The 20693-nt window shown below is 71.6% G+C and carries 13 protein-coding genes; 5 read left to right on the forward strand and 8 right to left on the reverse strand.

Going from position 1 to position 20693, the window contains the following annotated elements; all coding sequences use genetic code 11:
* Window positions 1–51: 51 nt before the first annotated feature.
* A complete protein-coding gene (locus VZQ01_RS27310; RefSeq protein ID WP_426745100.1) occupies window positions 52–2106 on the reverse strand; it encodes a glycoside hydrolase family 71 protein in 2055 nt (684 codons plus the stop codon).
* A 284-nt stretch (window positions 2107–2390) separates the two neighbouring features.
* On the opposite strand from VZQ01_RS27310, the gene VZQ01_RS27315 reads away from it, so the two are divergent.
* Together VZQ01_RS27315 and VZQ01_RS27320 are read left to right on the forward strand one after the other, a co-directional pair.
* The gene (locus VZQ01_RS27315; protein ID WP_426745101.1) at window positions 2391–4817 is read left to right on the forward strand and encodes an ABC transporter permease; all 2427 of its coding nucleotides are present in this window, start codon (window positions 2391–2393) and stop codon (window positions 4815–4817) included.
* 117 nt (window positions 4818–4934) lie between these two features.
* Window positions 4935–5396: a hypothetical protein gene (locus VZQ01_RS27320; protein WP_426745102.1), complete on the forward strand. Its 462-nt coding sequence runs from the start codon at window positions 4935–4937 to the stop codon at window positions 5394–5396.
* A gap of 64 nt (window positions 5397–5460) precedes the next feature.
* Here VZQ01_RS27320 and VZQ01_RS27325 read toward each other — a convergent pair whose 3' ends face one another.
* From VZQ01_RS27325 to VZQ01_RS27335, 3 genes are all read right to left on the reverse strand, one after another.
* Window positions 5461–6111, reverse strand: coding sequence for a carbonic anhydrase (locus tag VZQ01_RS27325; RefSeq protein ID WP_223751354.1), 651 nt, complete (start codon window positions 6109–6111; stop codon window positions 5461–5463).
* 67 nt (window positions 6112–6178) lie between these two features.
* Window positions 6179–7657 (reverse strand): hypothetical protein, encoded by a 1479-nt coding sequence (locus VZQ01_RS27330; RefSeq protein WP_426745103.1) that lies wholly within the window; start codon window positions 7655–7657, stop codon window positions 6179–6181.
* A gap of 154 nt (window positions 7658–7811) precedes the next feature.
* The gene (locus VZQ01_RS27335; protein ID WP_426745104.1) at window positions 7812–9281 is read right to left on the reverse strand and encodes an FAD-dependent monooxygenase; all 1470 of its coding nucleotides are present in this window, start codon (window positions 9279–9281) and stop codon (window positions 7812–7814) included.
* Between the two features lie 87 nt (window positions 9282–9368).
* Between VZQ01_RS27335 and VZQ01_RS27340 the strand changes: the two genes are divergently transcribed.
* Together VZQ01_RS27340 and VZQ01_RS27345 are read left to right on the forward strand one after the other, a co-directional pair.
* Window positions 9369–10001 carry a TetR/AcrR family transcriptional regulator C-terminal domain-containing protein gene (locus VZQ01_RS27340; RefSeq protein ID WP_426745105.1) on the forward strand — a complete coding sequence of 211 codons (633 nt, stop codon included), beginning with the start codon at window positions 9369–9371 and terminating at the stop codon, window positions 9999–10001.
* 138 nt (window positions 10002–10139) lie between these two features.
* A complete protein-coding gene (locus VZQ01_RS27345) occupies window positions 10140–11921 on the forward strand; it encodes a condensation domain-containing protein (RefSeq protein WP_426745106.1) in 1782 nt (593 codons plus the stop codon).
* On the opposite strand, the gene VZQ01_RS27350 is transcribed toward VZQ01_RS27345, so the two are convergent.
* Window positions 11864–14335 carry a hybrid sensor histidine kinase/response regulator gene (locus tag VZQ01_RS27350; RefSeq protein WP_426745107.1) on the reverse strand — a complete coding sequence of 824 codons (2472 nt, stop codon included), beginning with the start codon at window positions 14333–14335 and terminating at the stop codon, window positions 11864–11866. The genes VZQ01_RS27345 and VZQ01_RS27350 overlap by 58 nt on opposite strands.
* Window positions 14336–14352: 17 nt before the next feature.
* The gene (locus VZQ01_RS27355; protein ID WP_426745108.1) at window positions 14353–15114 is read right to left on the reverse strand and encodes an alpha/beta fold hydrolase; all 762 of its coding nucleotides are present in this window, start codon (window positions 15112–15114) and stop codon (window positions 14353–14355) included.
* Window positions 15115–15470: 356 nt separating this feature from the next.
* Here VZQ01_RS27355 and VZQ01_RS27360 point away from each other — a divergent pair, with 356 nt between their 5' ends.
* The gene (locus tag VZQ01_RS27360) at window positions 15471–18188 is read left to right on the forward strand and encodes a N,N-dimethylformamidase beta subunit family domain-containing protein (RefSeq protein ID WP_426745109.1); all 2718 of its coding nucleotides are present in this window, start codon (window positions 15471–15473) and stop codon (window positions 18186–18188) included.
* An 18-nt stretch (window positions 18189–18206) separates the two neighbouring features.
* Here the strand turns inward: VZQ01_RS27360 and VZQ01_RS27365 are convergent, their stop codons facing one another.
* Window positions 18207–19028 carry an alpha/beta fold hydrolase gene (locus tag VZQ01_RS27365; RefSeq protein ID WP_223751362.1) on the reverse strand — a complete coding sequence of 274 codons (822 nt, stop codon included), beginning with the start codon at window positions 19026–19028 and terminating at the stop codon, window positions 18207–18209.
* Between the two features lie 113 nt (window positions 19029–19141).
* The gene (locus tag VZQ01_RS27370) at window positions 19142–20542 is read right to left on the reverse strand and encodes a tryptophanase (protein ID WP_426745110.1); all 1401 of its coding nucleotides are present in this window, start codon (window positions 20540–20542) and stop codon (window positions 19142–19144) included.
* Between the last annotated feature and the right edge of the window lie 151 nt (window positions 20543–20693).

Genomic DNA, 20693 nt, shown 5'->3' on the forward strand with positions numbered 1-20693 from the left:
TTCACGGCCGTCGAGTCCGCCATGTCTGTTCAACGGCGGACCCGACTCATGTCAGGGAAAGAAGAACGAACGGTCGCAAGCGAGACTGCCTCCCGCGCGATACAGCATGTCTTGGTAGACGATGGTGTTGTTGATGGAAAACGCGCTCGTCACCGACGCCACGGTGACGCCGCCTCGCACCAGCCGGAAGCGCGGCGTGCCCTGCTGCAGCGGCACCCGGAACGATTGGATGCCCGCCGCCACGTCCCTGCGCTGAACGACGCCCGCGAACTCGATTTCGAGCGTCCCGGGCGCGGTGAGGAAGGCGAGCAGCTCGACCTCGTTCGCGGCCGCAGCCCCGCCCCGCAGCTCGTAGGGCGCGCGCTGCTGCGTCAGGTCCGGCGCGGCGCTCGTCGAGTGCACGCGGTGGAAGTAGTAGAGCGCGTCCCGGGCGATGGTCGGCTGGACGCCCGTCTTGAACCAGGCGGTGTAATACGCCGTCAAATCGAACGCCGCCCACTGCGTGCCGGACGAGGGCGAAATCTCCGTCGCCTCCGAGTAGTCGTTCCAGGTGATGAGCTGCACCCAGTCCGCGCCGCCCTGGATGGCCGCGTCCCACAGCGCCCGGTACGCCTGGGAGTTGTTCGCCTCCGTGTAGACGAGGTCCTTGGGCCGCGAGTCCTGCACGGCCACGGGCGCCATCCACTGGAGCCCCATCCCGTGCGCGGTGCCCACGTTGGTGCGCTGTCCCGCCGCGCTACCGAGCGTTCGGTTCCCCCACGTGGACGTCCCATGCAGCGGCACCACCGCCTGGAGCGTGTTCGTCGCCGCCACCCAGGGGCGCACGTACACGGGCCACAGCGCGGAGGGGATGCCCCGCGCCTGGAGCGCCTGCAGCACCGACGCCCACCACTGCGGCGTGCGGTTGTCCGCCATGTACGGCGAGAGCAAAAGCCGCCCGTCCGGCAGGTGATACACCGCCGGGTGCGAGGCCACCGAGCCGATGGAGCTCACGAACGCCGACAGCGCCTCCGCGTCCGTGCCCGAGTACGTGGAGCTCATGTCCGGCATGAGCACGATTCGAAAGCCGCTGTCCACGTTGCTCGCCGCCTGGAGCAGCTTCAGCAGCCGGTTCCAGTGCGTGCCGGTGTGGTTGAGGATGTCATACGTGAAGCCATCCAGCCCCAGCGCCGCCGCGCGCCGCACCTCCACCTCGAAGTTCGCCAGCTCGTAGTCCACGCCCGAGGCGCGCGGGGCCTGGGGCAGGGGGCGCTGCTTGAGCAGCCCGCCGCAGTACGCGAACTTGGAGTTCTCCCCGGTGGGCTGCAGGTAGTTGCGCGCGTAGTAGTCGACCGAGGGCTCCCGGTTGTCGAGCGAGAGCGGGTAGGGCGAGAAGTAGTGCGCGAACACCTTCTTCGGCGACGCGCGCAGCGTGCTCAGCGCCGGCAGGTTCAGCGCGAAGCACGGCGTGGCCGGGGCGTCCTCCACCTCGGCCGTGAGCGACGCATCGAAGCTCAGGTCCGACGAGTTCAGCGTGGACTGGTGCACCTCCACCGCCACCACGTTGGTGCCCGCCACCAGCGCGGTGCTGGGAATGCTCGCCGTGTGCCACGCCTGCTCGGCGCTGTCGGCGATGACGGTGCTCGCCAAGGTCGACGCCGTCACCGTGCCCGAGGGCAGGTTGCTGCGCAGCACCTCCTGGCCATTCAGGTAGACGATGGCGCCGTCATCGCGCAGCAGCCTCAGCACCACGTTGCTCACCCGCGCCGGGTCCGCGACGGTGAAGGCCCGGCGGAACCACGTCGTCACGTGGCGCGAGCTGGTGCTCGGGCCGTAGGCGACGACGGTGGCCTCGTCCCCGTCGCCGTACCCCAGCTGCGCGGGCCCCTGGGCCCACGACGTGTCCGCGTAGCCCACCGACGTCCAGCCCGCGCCCGGGTCCACGCCTGTGTCGCGGTAGCGCCACGTACTCCCCGCGGCGATGAAGGTGATGGCCTGGAGCGCCCGCGCCTCGGCCGTGTCGCCAGGGGGCTCCGAGACAGGCTCGGAGGTGGTGGGGCCACAGGCGCTCAGCCAGGGAACGAGCACGGCGAGCCAGAGCGCTCGGCGGGAGGGAATCCGATTCATGGGGGCGTCTTCCGAGGGGGTGAGGGAAAGACAGGCAGACAGCCCGTCCTCTCGTAACACGCGACAGGCGGTGAATCCGAGACAAACTCGGCGATGGCTGTGTATTGCGCCGTTGTCGCCAAATTCCACCCGCCAGCCGGCGTATCAGCACATCCCATTTTCGGGCACCCTTCCCCCGGATGTGGGAAGGCGGAGGTGTGTCCCACGGGGGGCTCCCAGTGGAGAGCCCGTGGCACCCGCCTTGCTGTCGGGACCGAGTCGCTGGTTCAGCTTGGGAGAGTGGCATGACGGGCCTGGTCCAGGAGTTCCGCCTCGCGCTGCGCAGGTTGCGCGGCTCGCCGGGGTTCACGCTGGTGGCGGTGTTGACGCTGGCGCTCGGCATCGGCGCCAACAGCGCCATCTTCAGCGTCGTGGACGCGGTGCTGCTGCGGCCCCTGCCCATGGCGGAGTCCGAGCGGCTCGTGCGGCTGTACAGCTCGGACGGCTCGCCGGGTGACTCGCCGTCGTCGGGGCCGGACTTCGTGGACTTCCGCGAGCGCACCCGCTCCTTCTCCGGGATGACGGCGGTGCGCAGCGGCGAGCAGAGCCTGGCCAGCGACGGGGCGGCGCCGGAGCGGCTGCGCGGCACCACCAGCACCGCGGACTTCTTCGACGTGCTGGGCGCGCGGGTGGCGCTGGGCCGGGCCTTCCGTCCGGAGGACGAGCAGCCGGGGCAGGAGCGGGTGGTGGTGCTCGGCCATGCGCTGTGGCGGCGCCGCTTCAACGCGGACCCGGAGGTGCTGGGCCGCTCGCTGTGGCTGGGCGGTGAGCGGCACACGGTGGTGGGTGTGGCGAGCGAGGGCTTCAGCTTCCCGCTGGAGACGCAGCTGTGGGTGCCCTTCGTGTGGGACGAGTCGCTCACCGGGGCCACGATGCGCGCCACCCACAGCCTGCGCGTCTACGCGCGGCTCAAGCCGGGCGTCACGCTGGAGGCGGCCCGCGCGGACGTGGCCGCGGTGGCCCAGGCGCTCGCGGTGGCCTACCCGGATTCGAACGGCGGGTACCGCGCCACGCTGGTACCGCTGCGCGAGGCGCTGCTGGGCAATGTCCGTCCCGCGCTCCTGTTCCTGCTGGGCGCGGTGGGGCTGGTGCTGCTCATCGCGTGCGCCAACCTCGCCAACCTGCTGCTCGCCCGCGCGGTGAGTCGTCGGGGGGAGCTGTCCGTGCGCATGGCGCTGGGGGCCAGCCGGGGCCGCATCCTGCGCCAGCTGCTGGTGGAGAGCGGCGTGCTGGCGGCGATGGGGGCGGGGCTCGGGGTGCTCCTGGCCGGGTGGCTCCTGGATGTCCTGGTGAGCCTGTCCCCGCAGGACATCCCCGGGCTGGCCCAGGTGGCCATCGACGCGCGTGTCGTCGCCTTCACGTGCGGACTGGGGCTCGTCACCGCGCTGCTGTTCGGCCTGTTGCCCGCGCTCCAGGCCTCCCGCGAGAGTCCGGCGGTGAGCCTGCGCGAGGTGGGCGCCAAGGTCGGCACGCGCGGTGGTGCTCGCGCGCGTCACCTGCTCATCGTCGGCGAGACGGCGCTGGCGGTGGTGCTGCTCGTGTGTGGAGGGCTGCTGCTCAAGGGCTTCCACCGCCTCTCCGACGTGGACCCCGGCTTCCGTCCGGACGGGGTGCTCAGCTTCGAGCTGGACCTGCCGGAGAGCGCCTACGGCTGGGCGTCGACGCGGAACCAGCGCTTCTACGACGCGCTGCTGGAGCGGCTGCGCGCGCTGCCGGGCGTGCAGGCCGCGGGGGCCGCGCTGGGCGTGCCGCTGGACGGCCGCTACATGGTGACGGGGATGTGGGACTCGGCGCGGCCGGAGCCCGGGCCGGGACAGAGCTGGGGCGTGCAGGTGGGCGTCATCACCCCCGGCTACGCGGAGGCGCTCGGCCTGCGGCTGGTGTCGGGCCGGTGGCTGACGTCCGCGGATGGCCTGGGCGAGGGGCAGCGCGCGCTGCTCATCAGCGAGGAGGCCGCGCGGCGCTACTGGCCCGGGGAGAGCCCGCTGGGGCGCACGGTGGAGATGGGCATCAACTTCGGCCTGGGCCGCTTCGGCGGACAGGTGGTGGGCGTGGTGGGGGACACGCGCAACAACGGGCTGGAGAAGGCCTCCTTCCCCCAGGTGTACGTGCCCTTCTCCCAGGCGCTGTACGGGAAGATGACGGTGGTGGTGCGCACGAAGGACGCGCCGCTCTCGCTGATGGCCCAGGTGCGCGAGGAGGTGCGCGCCCTGGACGCGAGCCTGCCGCTGGGCAGCGTGCGCACCCTCGAGGACCTGATGGGCGAGGCGCTGTCACGGCCGCGCTTCTACATGCTGGTGACGACGGGCTTCGCGCTCCTCGCGCTGCTGCTCGCGGCGGTGGGCCTGTCGGGTGTCATCGCCCACGCGGTGAGCCACCGCACGCGGGAGTTCGGCATCCGCATGGCGCTGGGCGCGCGCGGCGTGGAGCTCATGCGGCTGGTGCTGGGACAGTACCTGCGGCTGACGCTGGTGGGGCTCGGCGTGGGGCTCGGGCTGGCGCTCGTCGTCAGCCGGCTGTTGGAGGGGCTGGTGTACGGCGTCGCCCCGTGGGACCCCGTGACGTATGGCGCGGTGGCGGTGCTGCTCGTCGCCGTGGCGCTCCTGGCCAGCTGGGTGCCCGCGCGGCGCGCCACGCGGGTGGACCCCATCATCGCGCTCCGTCAGGAGTGAGCGCCCGTCCGGCCGCCTGCCTTGGGGCGGGCCGGCCGACACGGGCCTGTGTCCCGGGTTGTCCTCTCCGGAACAGTCTCCAGCTTTCAGGAACCATCCTTTCCCAAGGAGACTTCCATGAAGCTTCCACTGATGGCGGCCGTGGCCGCACTGACGTTCTGGGGTTGTTCCAGCCACTCGGCGAGCACGCGGGCGGACAGCCCCTCGGGCTCCAGCGTCCCGAGCGCCACGGGTGGTTCGGGCTCGGTGGACGCGGCCGAGCAGGAGCGTCAGGCGCGCGAGGATGAGCGCGACGCGAACGAGAGCCCGGGTGAGGCCGCGGACGTGGTGGACAACGAGCGCCGGGACCGGGGCGGGGCGCCGACCATCTACGACAACGAGGCCACGGGTGGCTCCGGTACGGGCACCCAGGTGACGACGCCGGACGGCGAGAAGTGGGACGTCATGGAGGAGCCGGGTGGCTCCGAGCCGCGTGACTCGACCGAGGGCACGGGTGGCTCGGGCGTGGACGCGGCGGACGGCACGGACGGCAGCCTCGATGACGACCCGGCTCCCACGGGCGCCGAGGAGAGCCAGTAGTCCCTCGAAGGCGGCCTGAGGCCTTCCGCGCCGGTGCGCCCCGGCGCGGAAGCGCGGTCTCCCTCTAGAAGATGGAGTCCTTGTCGGTGAGGTTGTAGACCTCCTGCACGCCGCGCAGCAGCTGGGGGAAGTCCAGCTCCAGGTCCCTCAGCAGGCCGGTGCGCATGTCGAACACCCAGCCGTGCACGGTGGGGAAGCCCTTCTCCACGTACGAGCGCTGCACCGCGGCCGTCTTGATGACGCTGATGCACTGCTCGGTGACGTTGAGCTCCACCAGCCGTGCATAGCGCGCCTCGACGTCCTCGAGCGCGTCCAGCTCCGCCTTGTGCAGGCGGTAGACGTCGCGCACGTTGCGCAGCCACGGGTTGAGGATGCCCAGGTCCTTGGGCTGCATGGCGGCCCGCACGCCCCCGCAGCCGTAGTGGCCGCAGACGATGATGCGCTTCACCGACAGCTGGCGCACGGCGTAGTTGATGACCGACATCACGTTCAGGTCGACGTTGTTGATGAGGTTCGCGACGTTGCGATGGACGAAGACGTCCCCGGGCTCCACGCCCATGATTTCATTGGCGGGCACCCGGCTGTCGGAGCAGCCGATGTAGAGGTACTCGGGGCTCTGTTCCGCGGACAGTCGTTCGAAGTACTGCGGGTCGTCCTTCGTCTTGGCGGCGGACCAGCGGCGGTTGTTCTCGAAAAGCTGTTCGTAGGAGGGCACGAATCGGTGGCATCCCTCCATGGGCTCCCCCGCGTCAACGGGGAAGTGCGCTCGGAGGGTGACAGCGTCAGCGGGCGAGCTGAATGGGCCGGGAGGTGGAGGTCCGGAGCTGACGCATGTCGACCAGGATGTCGTAGGCCCGCGCCTTGGGGAGTACCGGCCCCGCGTCGAAGCGGTAGCTGGCGCGCACGTCGGGGAAGCGCTCCCGGGCCGCCAGGGCGAAGAGCTCCTTGGCCACCCACTCCGTGTCGACGGACACCGAGCCGAACTCGTCCAGGTAGCGCTGGGGCGCGGAGGAGTCCGTCTGTCGGGCGGTGAGCACGAAGACGCGCGGCGTGCGCTCGGGGACGAGCGCGGCGGCCCCCTGGCGCATCAGCTCCAGCTCCCGCAGCTGGGGCCAGGCGAACAGCTCCAGCGACTGTTGATGCGCGAGCAGTCCGCTCACCGCGACGAGCAGCGCCAGCGCCGCGCCGGCCACGCGCGGCCCGTGTCGGGGCCAGTGCTCGCCCAGCTTCACCACGCCCGCGAAGAAGAACACGCTCCACACCCCCGCGAGCGCGAAGAGCGTGCGGTAGGTGGGCCAGCGCTCACCGGCGAGCAGGCTGGCGCAGTACGCGACGCCGGACAGCCCCACCAGCGCCAGGAGCCACGCGGCCACGCCCGTGCGCCCCGCGCGCCGCCACTCGACGACGAGCGTCAGCAGGAGCAGGCCCAGCGTCACGCCCACCATGGGCCAGTAGCCCCACGCGGGCGCGGTGTCCGTGTCGTCGATGGCCGTCAGCGCCAGGGCGTTGGGCAGCACCTGGGTGACGAACCACGCCGCCTTGTCCAGCAGGTGTCGCTCCAGCGCCATGCGCGGCGAGGGGGTGAACAGCCCCACCGCGAAGCTCAGGCGCGTGACGACGTACGCCAGCCCCAGCCCCACGCCCAGCACGGACACGTGGCCCAGGAGCCAGCGGGCCGGAGCGCGCACGTCCTCGTGTCGCCGCGTCACCAGCACCGCCGCGAGCAGCACCGCGTAGAACGGACCACTGGCCTGGTAGATGAGCGTCGACGCCGCCAGCGCCAGCGCGCCGCCCACCAGGAGCAGCCGTCCGCGGACGCCGCCGAGCCACGCGCCAGCTGGCCCGATGGCCTGTCTCGTCAGCGCGAAGGCCCCCGCGCTCGCGAGCAGGGCCACCGCCTGCGGCCAGCAGATGCTCCAGTTGGCGACGACCTGCGCGGACGGAATCAGCGGGATGAACGCGGCCAGCAGCGCGGCGGGGACCTGCTTCCAGCCCTCGGCGCGCAAGAGCAGGTAGAGCACCACGGCGAGCAGTCCCAGGCCAAGCACCGCCAGGGCCCGCAGGCCGCGCAGCCCGTCCAGGTCCTCGGCCGCGCGCGTGGTGCGCTCCAGCATCCAGCCATACAGCGGACGGCCCATGGCGCCGCAGACGCGCAGAATCTTCCCGGGCTCCTCGCGCGCCTCGCGCAGAATGGCGTAGTCGTCCCTCAGGCCGTAGCGCAGCGAGACGGCGCTTCCGTAGACGACCCAGGGAAGCAGCAAGAGCAGGGCGGCCGTACCCCAAGCCCGGAAGAAACCTGTCGTGAAGCGTGTCCGCAGGGGAGAACCTCTGAAGGCCGACACCCTAGCAGAGTCGTATGACGCGTCTCGGTATGCGAGGTGTCCCACTGAAAGGTGAAACACCCAACATCCGCTTTCACGCAGAGGCCGTCCACGCCCAGGCCACATGGCCATCCGGACGCACGAGCAGTCCGTCCACGCCCCGCAGCGCGGCTGTGTCGGCGGAAGTCTCCAGCGCCAGGGCATTGACGCGGGGGCGCCAGCCAGGTGCGGGCTCCCAGTCCGAGGACGGCGCGGCGGCGGGTGTCGCGTGCAGCCACAGCCAGTGGCCGTCATGGAGGCCGGAGTAGAGCGAGCGCTGGCCTCCGTCGGCGAGTCGCAGCGTCCAGTCCGGGAGCCTGCGTCCCGTCCAGCCCGGCAGGGTGCTCGGTGAAGGCGCGGGGATGGGTGCACCAGCGAAGGCGACGTCCAGTCCGCCGAGCTGTTCGGCGAGCCGCTGGTTGATGGCGGGCAGGCGCAAGAGGCCGTTCATCAGCTCGCGCAGCGCGAGGACCTCCGGGGTGAAGCCCATGAGCGCGGACTGGGCCTGGGTGTTGCTCAGGAGCGACTGCCCCACCGGATGTCTCTCCTGGTGGTAGCTGTCCAGCAGCGTGGGCGGCGCGCCCTCGCGCAGCACGGCGGCCAGCTTCCAGCCCAGGTTCATCGCGTCCTGCAGGCCCACGTTGAGCCCCTGTCCACCGGCCGGGTAGTGCATGTGCGCCGCGTCTCCGGCGAGCAGCACGCGGCCTCGCCGGTAGTGCTCCGCCAGCCGCGTCTCGTCGCCGAAGCGCGACAGCCACCGGGGCTCCTTCATGCCGAAGTCGGAGCCGGCCACGCGCGTGAGGCTCTCACGCAGCTCCTCCAGGGACAGCGGCTCGCGCGGCGCGGTGTGCTCGCGCCGGGCGTCGGTGACGATGGCGCGGTACTGGCCCTGGCCCAGGGGCACGATGACGGCGTTGCCGCGCGCGTTGGTGAGCGCGAGGAACGGCGTGGAGGGAGGGTGCTCCAGCGTGACGTCGCCCAGCATCGACGTGCGCGTGGAGTCCGTCCCCGGAAAGCCGATGCCCGCGAGCTGTCGCACGACGCTGCGCGCGCCGTCCGCCCCCACGGCGTAGCGGGCGCGGCAGCGGAACGCCGTCCCCTGGACGCTCCCCGCGAGCACCACGCCCTCCTCGTCCTCGTGCAAGGACTCCACGACGTGGCCTCGGCGGATGTCCACCCCCAGCCCGCGCGCGTGCTCCGCCAGCAGGGCCTCGGTGAGCGCCTGGGGCAGGAACAGCGTGTAGCGGAACGTCGTGTCGAGCCCGGAGAAGTCCAGCCGCGTGTCCAGCAGGCCGAAGTGCCCGGTGGGCAGGGGACGCCCGCGCTCCAGGAAGGGCGCCTCCAGCCCCCGCAGCGCCAGCACCTCCAGGGAGCGCGGATGCATCGTCAGGGCGCGTGACTCCCGCACCGGCGCCTCCCTTCGCTCCAGGACGCACACCTCCACGCCCGCGAGCGCCAGCTCGGCCGCCAGCATCAACCCGGTGGGGCCACCTCCGACGATGGCCACCTCGACGTCCAGCTCCATGACCTGCCTCCTCATCACGAATCTAACGTTGTTAGTTTTCATCTAACGGCGTTAGGCTGGGCCGTCAACACGAGGTGGCACGGGCGCATGCGCATCCAGAAGGAGCAGGTGGTCCAGGCGGCGTGGACGCTGGTGGATGAGGTGGGTGTGGAGGGGCTGACGATGCGCTCGTTGGCGCAGGCGCTCTCCATCCAGGCGCCGTCGCTCTATTGGCATTTCCCCAGCAAGCAGTCGCTGCTGGAGACGATGGCGGACGCGCTGCTGGCGGACGTGGCGGTGGAGCGCCCGACGGGGAGGAGCTGGGAGGTGGTGGTGAAGGCCGTCGCGGGGGAGCTGCGGCGCGCGTTCCTGAGCCACCGGGACGCGGCCCGGGTGTTCGCGGGCACCGTCGTCGCGACGGAGAACACCTTCCGCGTCAGCGAGTGGCTGATGGAGGCGCTGACGCAGGCGGGGCTGTCCTCCAAGGAGGCGGGGTGGACCACCTTCACGCTGCTCGACTACGTCCTCGGGTTCACCATCGAGGAGCAGTCGTTGGGCACGCGCGACGCCCAGGCGCCCCCGGCGGCCGAGCAGATGCGGGCCCTGGCCACGCCGCGCTTCCCCCACGTGGCCCGGGCGGTGGAGGCCCTGGTGGACCCCGACTTCGACGCGCGCTTCACGTTCGGCCTGGAGCTGCTCCTGGCCGGCGTGCGTGCTCGTAGACCCGCGCGCGCGCGGTGACCAGGCGACAGCAACCCTGCCCTGGGGGCGCGCCCCTGGGTGCGCCGCGTCTGCTCTTGCACGACCGGATGTCAGACTATTGGAAGCGCTCCTTGACGTCGCCCCTCCACGCATCCACCTCAGCCCTGGTGGCCGTGCGTGCGCGACGAGAAGGATGTGGTGAAGCTCCGAGCCGATGACCGAGAGGTGTCCTGGGAGCGCCCGTCGCGGCCGGGGTTGTCCGCGTCACGGCTGCCTGCTCACAATGTGACCATCGAGGGTTGGGTGGTGGAGTGGCTCGCCCTGCACTGGCAGATGCCCACGGCCTCCATCGACACCCGGCGCCCCCTGGTGGAGCAGGGCCTCGACTCGATGGGGGCGATGCGGCTCACGTACGACCTGGAGCAGTGGCTGGGGTTGCCCCTCACCCTGTCGTTCCTCTGGGAGCAGCGCACCATCGAGTCGCTGGCGCGCGCCCTGGCCTCGCCGGACACGCTGTTCTCCCTGTCGCCCGTGAGTGATGCGGGCGACGCGGCGGGGGGGCTGGCGTCGGACACCGCGCCCGCGTCCTCGGGGCAGCGGCGGCTGTGGCGGCTGATGCGTCCTGTGCCCGACAGCCCGCGCTTCCACGTCCATTTCGGGCTGCGGTTCGACGGGCCGCTGGATGTCGACTCGCTGAAGCTCGGCCTCGAGGAGCTGGTGCGTCGGCACGAGGCCCTCCGGACGACGTTCCGCGAGGGCGACGGCGCGTTGACCCAGGTCGTCTCGCCCGCGGCGCGACTGGAGCTGCCGGTCGTCGACCTGCGGGGCGGAGGTGGGGGCGCGCCGGAGGAGGCGCTGGACTCGTCCTCGTTCCGCGCGATGAACAATGCCCAGGCGCGCGCGCCCTTCGACGTGGCGTCCGGTCCGCTGATGCGCGCCGCGCTGGTCATCCTGGCGGAGCAGACCCACGTCCTGCTGGTGACGCAGCATCAGCTCATCACGGACGGGCCGTCGCTCGGGGTCTTCGGGCGGGAGCTGGCCTCGCTGTACCGCGTCTTCCAGGCCGGGGTGCCCTCGCCGCTGGCGCCTCCCGCGCGTCAGCCCGTGGACGTGGCGCGCTGGCAACATCGCTGGTCGACGAGTGACGCGGCCCGCCTGCAGCGCGAGTACTGGCGCGCGCGGCTGGAGGGCGCCCCGCCGCTCTCGCTGACGTCGCGATGGACTCGCGAGGAGGCCGCGGGAGGGCAGGGCGGGCTGGTGCGCTTCGAGGTGCCCGTGGCGCTGACGGCCGCCTGGAAGTCGCTGGCGAGCACGGAGGGCGCCACGTTGTTCACGGCCCTGTCCGCGGTGTTCGCCGCGCTCTTGCGCCAGGTGTCCGGCCAGGAGGACGTGCTCGTGGGCACGGTGGTGGCCAACCGGGGACGCCGCGAGCTGCGCGACGTGGTGGGCCTGCTCTCCAACACCGTGGCGCTGCGCTGCGACCTGACGGGCAACCCGTCCTTCCGCGAGCTGCTCCGGCGCCACCGCCTGCGCACCACGGAGGACCTGGGCCACCAGGAGCTCCCCTTCGACGAGGTGGCCGCGAGCCTCCCGCACGGGCTGCAGGCCGCGTGTGTGTTCGAGAGCGCGACGGGGGTGGACCTGTCCATCCCCGGCCTGTCCTGCACGCTGCTGTCGGACACGCCGGACGCATCCGTGCCGGGGTTCGCCCGCCATGCGCTGACGCTGCTGCTGCGCGAGGACCTGGCGGGGCTTCGCGGCGCCTTCGAGTACGCCTCCGCCGTCTTCCATCCCGCGGAGGTGGAGCAGCTGGCCCGGGCCTTCCGTCACCTGCTGGGGCGCATCGTCGAGGCGCCGGACGCGCGGCTGGACGAGCTGGCCCTGTCCGACGAAGCGCCGCGTCAGGCGCCGGACGGCGGGCCCGCGAGGACCTCCGGCACGGCGGACTCCAGCGCCTGACGGGCCTCTTCGAAGTCCCGTCGCGCCAGGTCCACCCACTCCCGGAGCAGCTCCAGCGGCTCGTGCGGCGCGCGCGTCTCCAGCGCCTCGCACCGGCGCGACAGCCGGGCCGCGCCGAACAGGGCCGCGCTGGAGCGCAGGCTGTGCGCGTGGCGGGTGAGCGCCGCCGCGTCGGAGGTCTCCAGGGCCTGCTGGAACGAGGACAGGTGCTTGTCGGCGTTGCGCAGGAAGTCGCGCACCAGCGTGGCCAGCTCGCCCCGGTCCGGGCCGGTGAGCAGCTCCAGCTTCTGCACCGCGGAGGCGTCGAACCCGGGCGCCTCGGGCGGCGGCGCCAGCGGGAGGTCGGGCAGCCGCGCCGCGCTCTCCAGCGCCGCCATGAGCAGCGTGGCGTCCACCGGCTTCGTCACGAAGTCGTTCATCCCCGCCTGGAGACACAGGTCCTTGTCTCCCTGGATGACGCTCGCGGTCATCGCGATGATGCGGGGGCTGCCATACCGGGGAGCGTCCGCGCGGATGCGGCGCGTGGCCTCCAGGCCGTCCATCTGCGGCATGTGCACGTCCATGAAGACGACGTCGTAGCGCTCGCGCTCCAGGGCGCCCAGCGACTCCACGCCGTTGCCCGCCACGTCCGCGTCGTAGCCCAGCTTCTTGAACAGGCGCAGGCCGACCTTCTGGTTGATGGGGTTGTCCTCCACCAGGAGGATGCGCAGGGGCAGCCGATGTCCCAGCGTGGCGTCCAGCTCCGCGGAGGCGCGGGTGGCCACCTCCTCGCCCTCGCGCAGGACGATGTCCACGCTGAAGGTGGAGCCCAGGCCCACCGTGCTGTGCACGCGGATGGTGCCGCCCATCAGCTCCGCCAGCCGCAGGCTGATGGCGAGCCCCAGGCCCGTGCCGCCGTAGTGGCGGCTGGTGGACGCGTCCACCTGGCTGAACGAGCGGAACAGCCGGTCCATCCGCTCCGCGGGGATGCCGATGCCGGTGTCCTGGATGTCGAAGCGCAGGGGCCAGCTGTCGGGCTCGAGCCCCGGCTTCAGCTCCCCGCGCGACACGTGCACGGTGACGCCGCCCTCGTGGGTGAACTTGAGCGCGTTGCCCACCAGGTTGACCAGCACCTGCCGCAGCCGCGTCTTGTCACCCCACAGCGCGTCGCGCACGTCCGCGTCCACCGTGTGCTTCAGGTACAGGCCGCGCGAGGCCGCCTGCGGACCCAAGAGGCCCAGGCACTCCTTGAGGCTCTGGCGCAGCGAGAAGGACTGTCCGTCCAGCTCGAACGCGCCCGCTTCGATCTTGGAGAAGTCGAGCAGGTCATTGATGAGTCGCAGCAGAGCCTCGCCGCTGGTGTGGATGACGTCCACGCTCTCGCGCTGCTCCTCGGTGAGCGACGTCTCGCGCAACAGCTGCGCCATGCCGAGCACGCCGTTCATGGGCGTGCGAATCTCGTGGCTCATGTTGGCCAGGAAGCTGGACTTGGCGGTGTTGGCGGCGTCCGCCTCCGCGCGCGCGGCATCCAGCGCCAGGTTCTTCTCCCCCATGCTGGAGAGCGCGTCCTGGGCCTCGGTGACGTCCAGCAGCGCCCACAGCCTGCCGCGCGCGGAGCCCCGGCGCGCGGGCACGCAGGAGACGGACAGCGTCTGGTGCGGCGACTCGAAGCGCCAGAGCATGTCGCGCAGCTCCGGCTGGCTGCCGTCGAACAGCCGCGCCATCCGCTCCTCGATTTGCGCGCGGTTCGTCGCGCGCTCACGCAGCGAGGCCATGGCGCGCGACATCTGGTGGGCCGGCACCTGGCCCTCGGGCAGCCCGAGCATGACCGCGCCCGGCTTGTTCACCCACGTCTCGACGCGGTTGTGCTCCAGGAACACCAGCGCGCAGGGCACCGCGTCGGTGATGGCGTCCACGCGCGCGCGCAAGGTCTCCGTGGCGCTCTCCAAATCACACTCCCGCGCGCAGGTGAGCAACAGGCCGGTCAGGGCCTGGAGGCAGGCGCGCTCGGAGGCGGAGAAGCCCGCGGAGCCCTGGCGCACCAGCACGAGGCCGCCCTTGCGGTCATCGACGGAGTGCCACGGCAGCACGGCCATGGCGCCGCGCAGCGACTCGGGGACCCCGCCCTCCTGGGGACGGGGCTCATGGAAGCGCCACGTCGAGTCCTCCTCCAGGGAGCCCCGGAAGAGCGCCTCGCCCAGGTGCGCCAGTCGGGGGCGCTGCGCGGGCGTGCCGGCCAGCTCGAAGATGGTGAGGGGGTCGATGCGGCGCAGGCTGACGGCCACGTCCGCGCGGCAGGCCTGTCGCACCACCTCCAGGAGGCGCGTGAGCTGGCCGCCGTCGCGCGTGCCGAGCGCTCGCACCGCGGCCACCATCAGCTCCCCCACCGCCGCGTCCACGGCGAGGGAACCGGTGGGGTCCCCCGGTTCCGTCATTTCCGTCGAGGAAGCGCTCACGCCGCCGCGAGGGCGCTTGCCGCGAGGGCATCCGAGATGAGCGTGTTGACCTCGTTTGGCGCGCTCAGGTGCGGCAGGTGTCCCTGGTTGGGGACGTAGCGGATGTTGCCGCTCGGCAGGCTCCTGGCCAGGTACTCGCCCACCGCGGTGGGGACGGCGAAGTCGTTGAGCGGCTGGACGACCCAGGTGGGGACCTTCAGCCGGGTGATCTGCTCGCGGTAGTCCGACTCGAAGATGATGCGAATCACGCCGACGGCGATGTCGGGGCGCAACGCCAGCAGGGACGAGCTGAAGTCCTTGACCATCTCCGGCGTGGCGGAGGGACCCATGGCCGCCTGCGCGAAGCCGCTGGCCCAGGCCTCGAAGTGCTGCTCGATGGTCCTGTACAGCTCGTCGATGTCCTTGCGCTCGAAGCCGCCCTTGAAGTCGGGGGAGTTGAGGTAGCGGGGCGAAGCGCCGATGAAGAGCATGCCCCGGAAGAACTCGGGTCGGACCAGCCCCGCGAGCATGCCAATCATGCCGCTCATCGAGTGGCCCACGTAGAACACGTTGCGCGCCTTGACCATTTCGAGCACCTCGAGCAGGTCCAGCGAGTAGCTCTCCAGGGCCGCGTAGCGGTGCGGGCTGTAGTCCTCCAGGTCCGTGCCGTGCGTGCCCACGTGGTCGAACAGGACGATGCGGTGCGTGTCCTCGAAGGCGCGCACCTGGTGGTGCCACGCGCTCTGGTTGGTGCCGAACCCGTGGGCGAAGACAATCACGTCGTCGCCTCGGCCAATGACCTGCACATTGTTTCGAGTGGTGACTGACTTGGACATGGCGCGAGTCTAGATGATGCGGGGTTCCCGGGACGATGCAGCCCGCATGCTCGCAAGTCGTCCACCCGACGGAACGTGGCGCCGCGCGCAGGGGCGCTCACGTTGCCGCACAAGGCGGCAGTGTACCGAGGGCCAGTTGACCCGTGGGAACCCCATAGTCGCGCGGGGCATGGCGGACAGTCGCCGCGTCGGCCCTGGCACATCGCGCGCGGAGTCTGTCCGGGGGCGCCCACTCGCGGGCCCGGAGGGTTGAGGCGCGCGAGGCGTGCGGGGACAACGGCGCGTGGGGAGGAGCGCGCATGGGACTGTCGGTGTTCCTGACGATGTGGGTGGGGCTGATGTCCGTCGCTCCAGCGGGCGGCGAGGCACGGCTGCCTGGCAGCACGGAGTGGGCACTCAGCCAGCCGGCGACGGGCGCGCAGCTGGAGGGCTACGCCAGCGCGACGAGCGTGCAGCGGGGCCAGTCCATCGACATCCACGTGCGGACCGACAGCGCGCGCGCGGTGCGCTGGGAGCTGTACCGCATGGGCCACTACGGCGGCGCGGGCTCGCGGCGCATGGCGTCCGGAGGTCCCGTCACCGTCGGCCCGCAGCCCACGCCGGTGGCGGACAGCACGACGGGGCTCGTCGAGTGTCGCTGGCCGGTGAGCTTCACCGTGGCGACGCAAGCCTCGTGGCCCAGCGGCGTGTACCTGCTCAAGCTCGTGCGCGACGACGGGCCGCAGTCCTACGTCATCTTCGTGGTGCGCGCCGACGAGCGGAAGAACACGGGCGTGGTCCTGATTCCGTTCACCACGTTCCAGGCCTACAACGCCTGGGGCGGAGAGAGCCTCTACGCCACCTCGCTGGGACTGTCCGGAGGTCACGCGAAGGTCGCGTCGTTCGACCGGCCGTACCTGGATGGCAATGGCGCGGGCGAGTACTTCTACGCCTCGCACAACTTCGTGCTGTGGGCCGAGTCCAAGGGCTACGAGCTCAACTACGTCACCAACGTGGACCTGGACCGGGACCCCTCGCTGCTCCTGGGACAGAAGCTTTTCATCTCGGTGGGGCATGACGAGTACTGGTCGCGTCCACTCAAGGATGCGGTGGACGCGGCGCTGGCGTCGGGGGTGAACCTGGCGTTCCTGGGCAGCGACACCAGCTGCTGGCTCATCCGCCTGGAGGCCGGGCCCACGGGGACGTCCAGGCGCAGGCAGGTCTGTTACAAGGACGAGGCACCCCAGGAGGACCCGAAGGCGGGGACGAACCTCATGACGGTGCGCTGGCGCAACGCGCGTCTGGGCGAGCCGGAGAACGGCCTGGTGGGCGTGATGTCCGACGCGTGGGGCATCATCCCGCAGCCCTACGTGGTGCGCACGCCGGGCGCCTGGCCCTTCGCCGGCACGGGGCTGGCGCAGGGCGACTCCATCCTCTCCGTGGTGGGCTACGAAATCGACCGCGCATGGAGCAACGGAGCCTCGCCGCCGGGGCTCGTCGCGCTCGCCGACTCGCCGGCCATCAGCAGCAGGGGCGAGCCCAACCGGCACACCTCCACCCTCTACACCGTGCCCTCCGGCGCGTTCGTCTTCGCCAGCGGCGGCATCTCCTGGTCCCACGGCCTGTCGCATCCGCACTTCGCGGACCTGCGCGTGCAGCGCATCACCGACAACGTGCTGCGCAAGGCGGGCCTCGTGCCTCCGCTGGAGGGAGACACCTTCGGCGCGGACGACCCCAAGCCCGTGGACCGCACGGGACAGTCCGCGGGCGTGTCCACCTTCGCGGGGGCCGCGTTCCAGGAGGGCTTCGTCAACGGCCCCGCGACGCAGGCGCGCTTGCGCCGGCCCGTGGGCGTGGCGGTGGACGCGCAGGGCAACGTGTTCGTCGCGGACACCGGCAACCACGCGGTGCGGCGCATCGCCAACGACGCGGCGCGCACCGTCACCACCATCGCGGGCACGGGCACGCCGGGGGTGGGCGAGGGGGCCGGCGCGACGACGGCGCTGCGCTCGCCGCAGTCCATCGCCATCGCCACCGACGGCACGCTCTACGTGGCGGACACGGGCAACCACCGCGTCGTCCGCATCGCCCGGGACGAGCGCTGGACGGTGAGCACCTTCGCGGGCTCGAGGGACGGACGACAGGGCAAGGTGGACGGCGTGGGCACCGCCGCGCGCTTCCAGACACCCTCCAGCGTGACGTTCGCCGGGACGGACCTGTATGTGGCGGACACCTTCAACCACCGGCTCGCGCGCATCTCCCCGGACGGGCGGGTGAGCACGCTGATTGGCGCGCGCGGCTCGGGCAGCACCAACGGGCCCGCCAGCCAGGCGAAGCTCCACCGGCCCACGGGCGTGGCCTTCGGCGGCGGCGCGCTGTGGGTGGTGGACACGGGCAACCGCCTCATCCGCCGCGTGGCGCTGGACGCTTCCTTCACCACCTCCACCGCCGCGGGCGCCGTCACCGGTGGCTTCTCGGACGGGGCGGGCAGCGCGGCGCTGTTCCTGCCGATGCTCGGCGCGGCCTACGTCCAGGACCGGCTGCTGGTGACGGACACGGGCAACGAGCGCATCCGCGCCGTCGCCTCCGGCCGGGCGAGGACGTACGCGGGCACGGGCGCGCATGGCGCTCGGGATGGCGCGGCGGAGCAGGCCACCTTCAGCCTGCCCGCGGGCATCGCGGGCCTGCCCAACGGGGACGTGCTGGTGGTGGACCAGGGCGCGTCCACGGTGCGCAAGCTGCTCGCGCCCGCCTCGGGGGGAGGCTCGCGACCCGTGCCGCGCATCACCGGTGGACCCTTCTCCGGGACGAGCGCGCCCTTGAACGTGTTCCTCGACGCGACGACGAGCACCGCGACGGGCGCGGGCCGCTGGATTCAGCGCTTCCGGTGGGAGCTGGGTGACGGCACCACGTCCGACGCGGCGTACCTGGAGCACCGCTACACGGGCGTGGGCCGCTACACCGTCACGCTCACCGCCACGGACGACCTGGGGGCGAGCGCCTTCGCCACGCAGGTCATCCAGGTGGGCCCGCCCTGACGACGGGCCCGTTCAGGCTCAGGACTTCAGGAAGGCGAGCAGGTCCGCGTGGAACTGCTCGCGGTGCGTCACCGTCAGGCCGTGCGGAGCGCCGGCGTAGACCTTGAGCGTGGAGCCCTTCACCAGCCGGGCCGCCGCGCGCGCCGCGCCCTCGATGGGGACGATCTGGTCGTCATCGCCGTGGATGATGAGCGTGGGGACGTCGAACTTCTTCAGGTCCTCGGTCTGGTCCGTCTCCGAGAACGCCTTGACGCAGTCGTAGGCGGGCTTGAGGCCGCACTGCATGCCGGCCAGCCAGAACGCGTCGCGCGCGCCCTGGGAGACCTTGGCGCCGGGGCGGTTGGCGCCGAAGAAGGGCGTGGTGAGGTCCTGGAAGAACTGGGAGCGGTCGGCGAGGACGCCCGCGCGGATGTTGTCGAACACCTCGATGGGCAGGCCGCCCGGGTTGCTGGCCGTCTTCGCCATGAGCGGAGGCACCGCGCCCACGAGCACCGCCTTGGCCACGCGCCGGGTGCCATGCCGGGCGATGTAGCGCGCCACCTCGCCGCCGCCGGTGGAGAAGCCCACGAGCACCGCGTTCTTGACGTCGAGCGCGTCGAGCACCGCGGCCAGGTCGTCGGCGTAGGTGTCCATGTCGTGACCGGACCACGTCTGGGTGGAGCGGCCATGGCCCCGGCGGTCGTGCGCGATGGCGCGGTAGCCGTTCGAGGCGACGAACTGGAGCTGCTCGTCCCAGCTGTCCGAGTTCAGCGGCCAGCCATGGCTGAAGACGACGGGCTGACCCGTGCCCCAGTCCTTGTAGAAGATGCGCGCTCCATCCTTCGTCGTGACGATGCTCATCGTGCCGGCTCCTTCGGGAAGTGACTTCCGCGAGAGCCACCGTAGCCAGGTGCACGGTCGCGCCCCACCCCAAGCCGAGGCGCGCCCGACTCCCCCGGATGGGGGAGGGTGTCTCAGAGCGGCGTGGGCTCCGGCCTCGCGACGAAGTGCGACAGCCCCGGCACGGGCGAGTCCTGGACCAGCTTCAGGCCGTGGCGGATGGAGGCGCGGCGCTGATGCACGGCGGCCACGCACTTCGCCACGTAGGCCATGTGGTGGTTCGTGTAGGCCCGCCTCGGGATGGCGAGCCGGAACAGCTCCAGGCGCGGGAGCTTCTTCCTGCCGGTGACCGGGTCGGTGTCCTCGAACGCCAGCGCGCCGAGCCCCACGCCACGGATGGCGCCCTCGCGATACAGCTCCACGCTGAGCACGTCCGCCGGGTAGCACCGCTGGGGGATGTGCGGCAGGAACGCGCCGGCGTCGATGAAGACCGCGTGTCCGCCCACCGGGCGCAGGATGGGCACCCCCGCCTCGGTGAGCAGGTCCCCCAGGTAGCGCACCTGGGAGACGCGGTGGGCCAGGTACTCCTCGTCGACCATCTCGCGCAGCCCTCTCGCCAGGGCCTCCAGGTCCCTCCCCGCGAGCCCGCCATAGCTGAGGTAGCCCTCGTGCAGGATGGTCCGGGGCGCCAGCTGGTAGTAGAGGGCCTCGGTTCGCATGGCCACCAGGCCGCCGATGTTCACCAGCGGGTCCTTCTTGCAGCTCACGGTGATGGCGTCCGCGCAGTCCATCATCCGGCGGAGGATTTGCGCGCACGTGAGGTTCCGACAGGACGCCTCGCGCTGCTGGATGAAGTACGCGTTCTCCGCCATGCGCGCGGCGTCCAGGAACAGGGGGATGCCGCGTGCGCGGGTCAGCCGCGCGCAGGCCCGCAGGTTCTCCAGGCTGACGGGCTGGCCACCGCCGGAGTTGTTGGTGACCGTCACCATGACGAGCGGAATGCGCCGCGAGTGCGGATGCTGCGCGAGGGCCGCCTCCAGCTTGCTCAGGTCGACGTTGCCCTTGAAGGGGGCGTCCACCTCCGGCTGGTAGGCCTCTTCCACCACGCAGCTGAGCGGCTGGGCCCGGGCCTGGAAGATGTGGGCCCGCGTGGTGTCGAACGGCATGTTCATGGGGATGAGGTCCCCTTCGCGGGCCAGCGAGCTGAAGACCACGTGCTCCGCGGCGCGCCCCTGGTGCATGGGCAGGAAGTGGTCGAAGCCGAGCAGCTCCTGGAGGGTCTTCTTCAACGTGTAGAAGCTGTCCGCGCCCGCGTAGGACTCGTCGCCGTTCATCAGCGCGGCCCACTGCGCCTTGCTCATGGCGCCGGTGCCGGAGTCCGTCAGCAGGTCCAGATACACGTCCCGGCTCTTGAGCTGGAACATGTTGTAGTGGCTGGCGCGCAGGGCCGTCTCGCGGGTGTCGCGCGAGGGCAGGGCGAGCGGCTCGACCATCTTGATGCGGAAGGGCTCGGGCAGGACCTGGGGCTTCGTCATCGGCGACGCTCCTCATCGAGGGGGCTGGGGACGACGAACTTGCGGCGCCGAGGTTCCGTTGCCCATTGAACCGACGGACAGTCCTCGAGGGCGATGCCCCGCAGGGCGAGCTGCTTGCGGGCCCCGGACAGAGCGCCTCCGCGCATGTCTG

The sequence above is a fragment of the Myxococcus faecalis genome (assembly GCF_050039385.1).
GTDB classification, from domain to species: Bacteria; Myxococcota; Myxococcia; order Myxococcales; family Myxococcaceae; genus Myxococcus; species Myxococcus fulvus.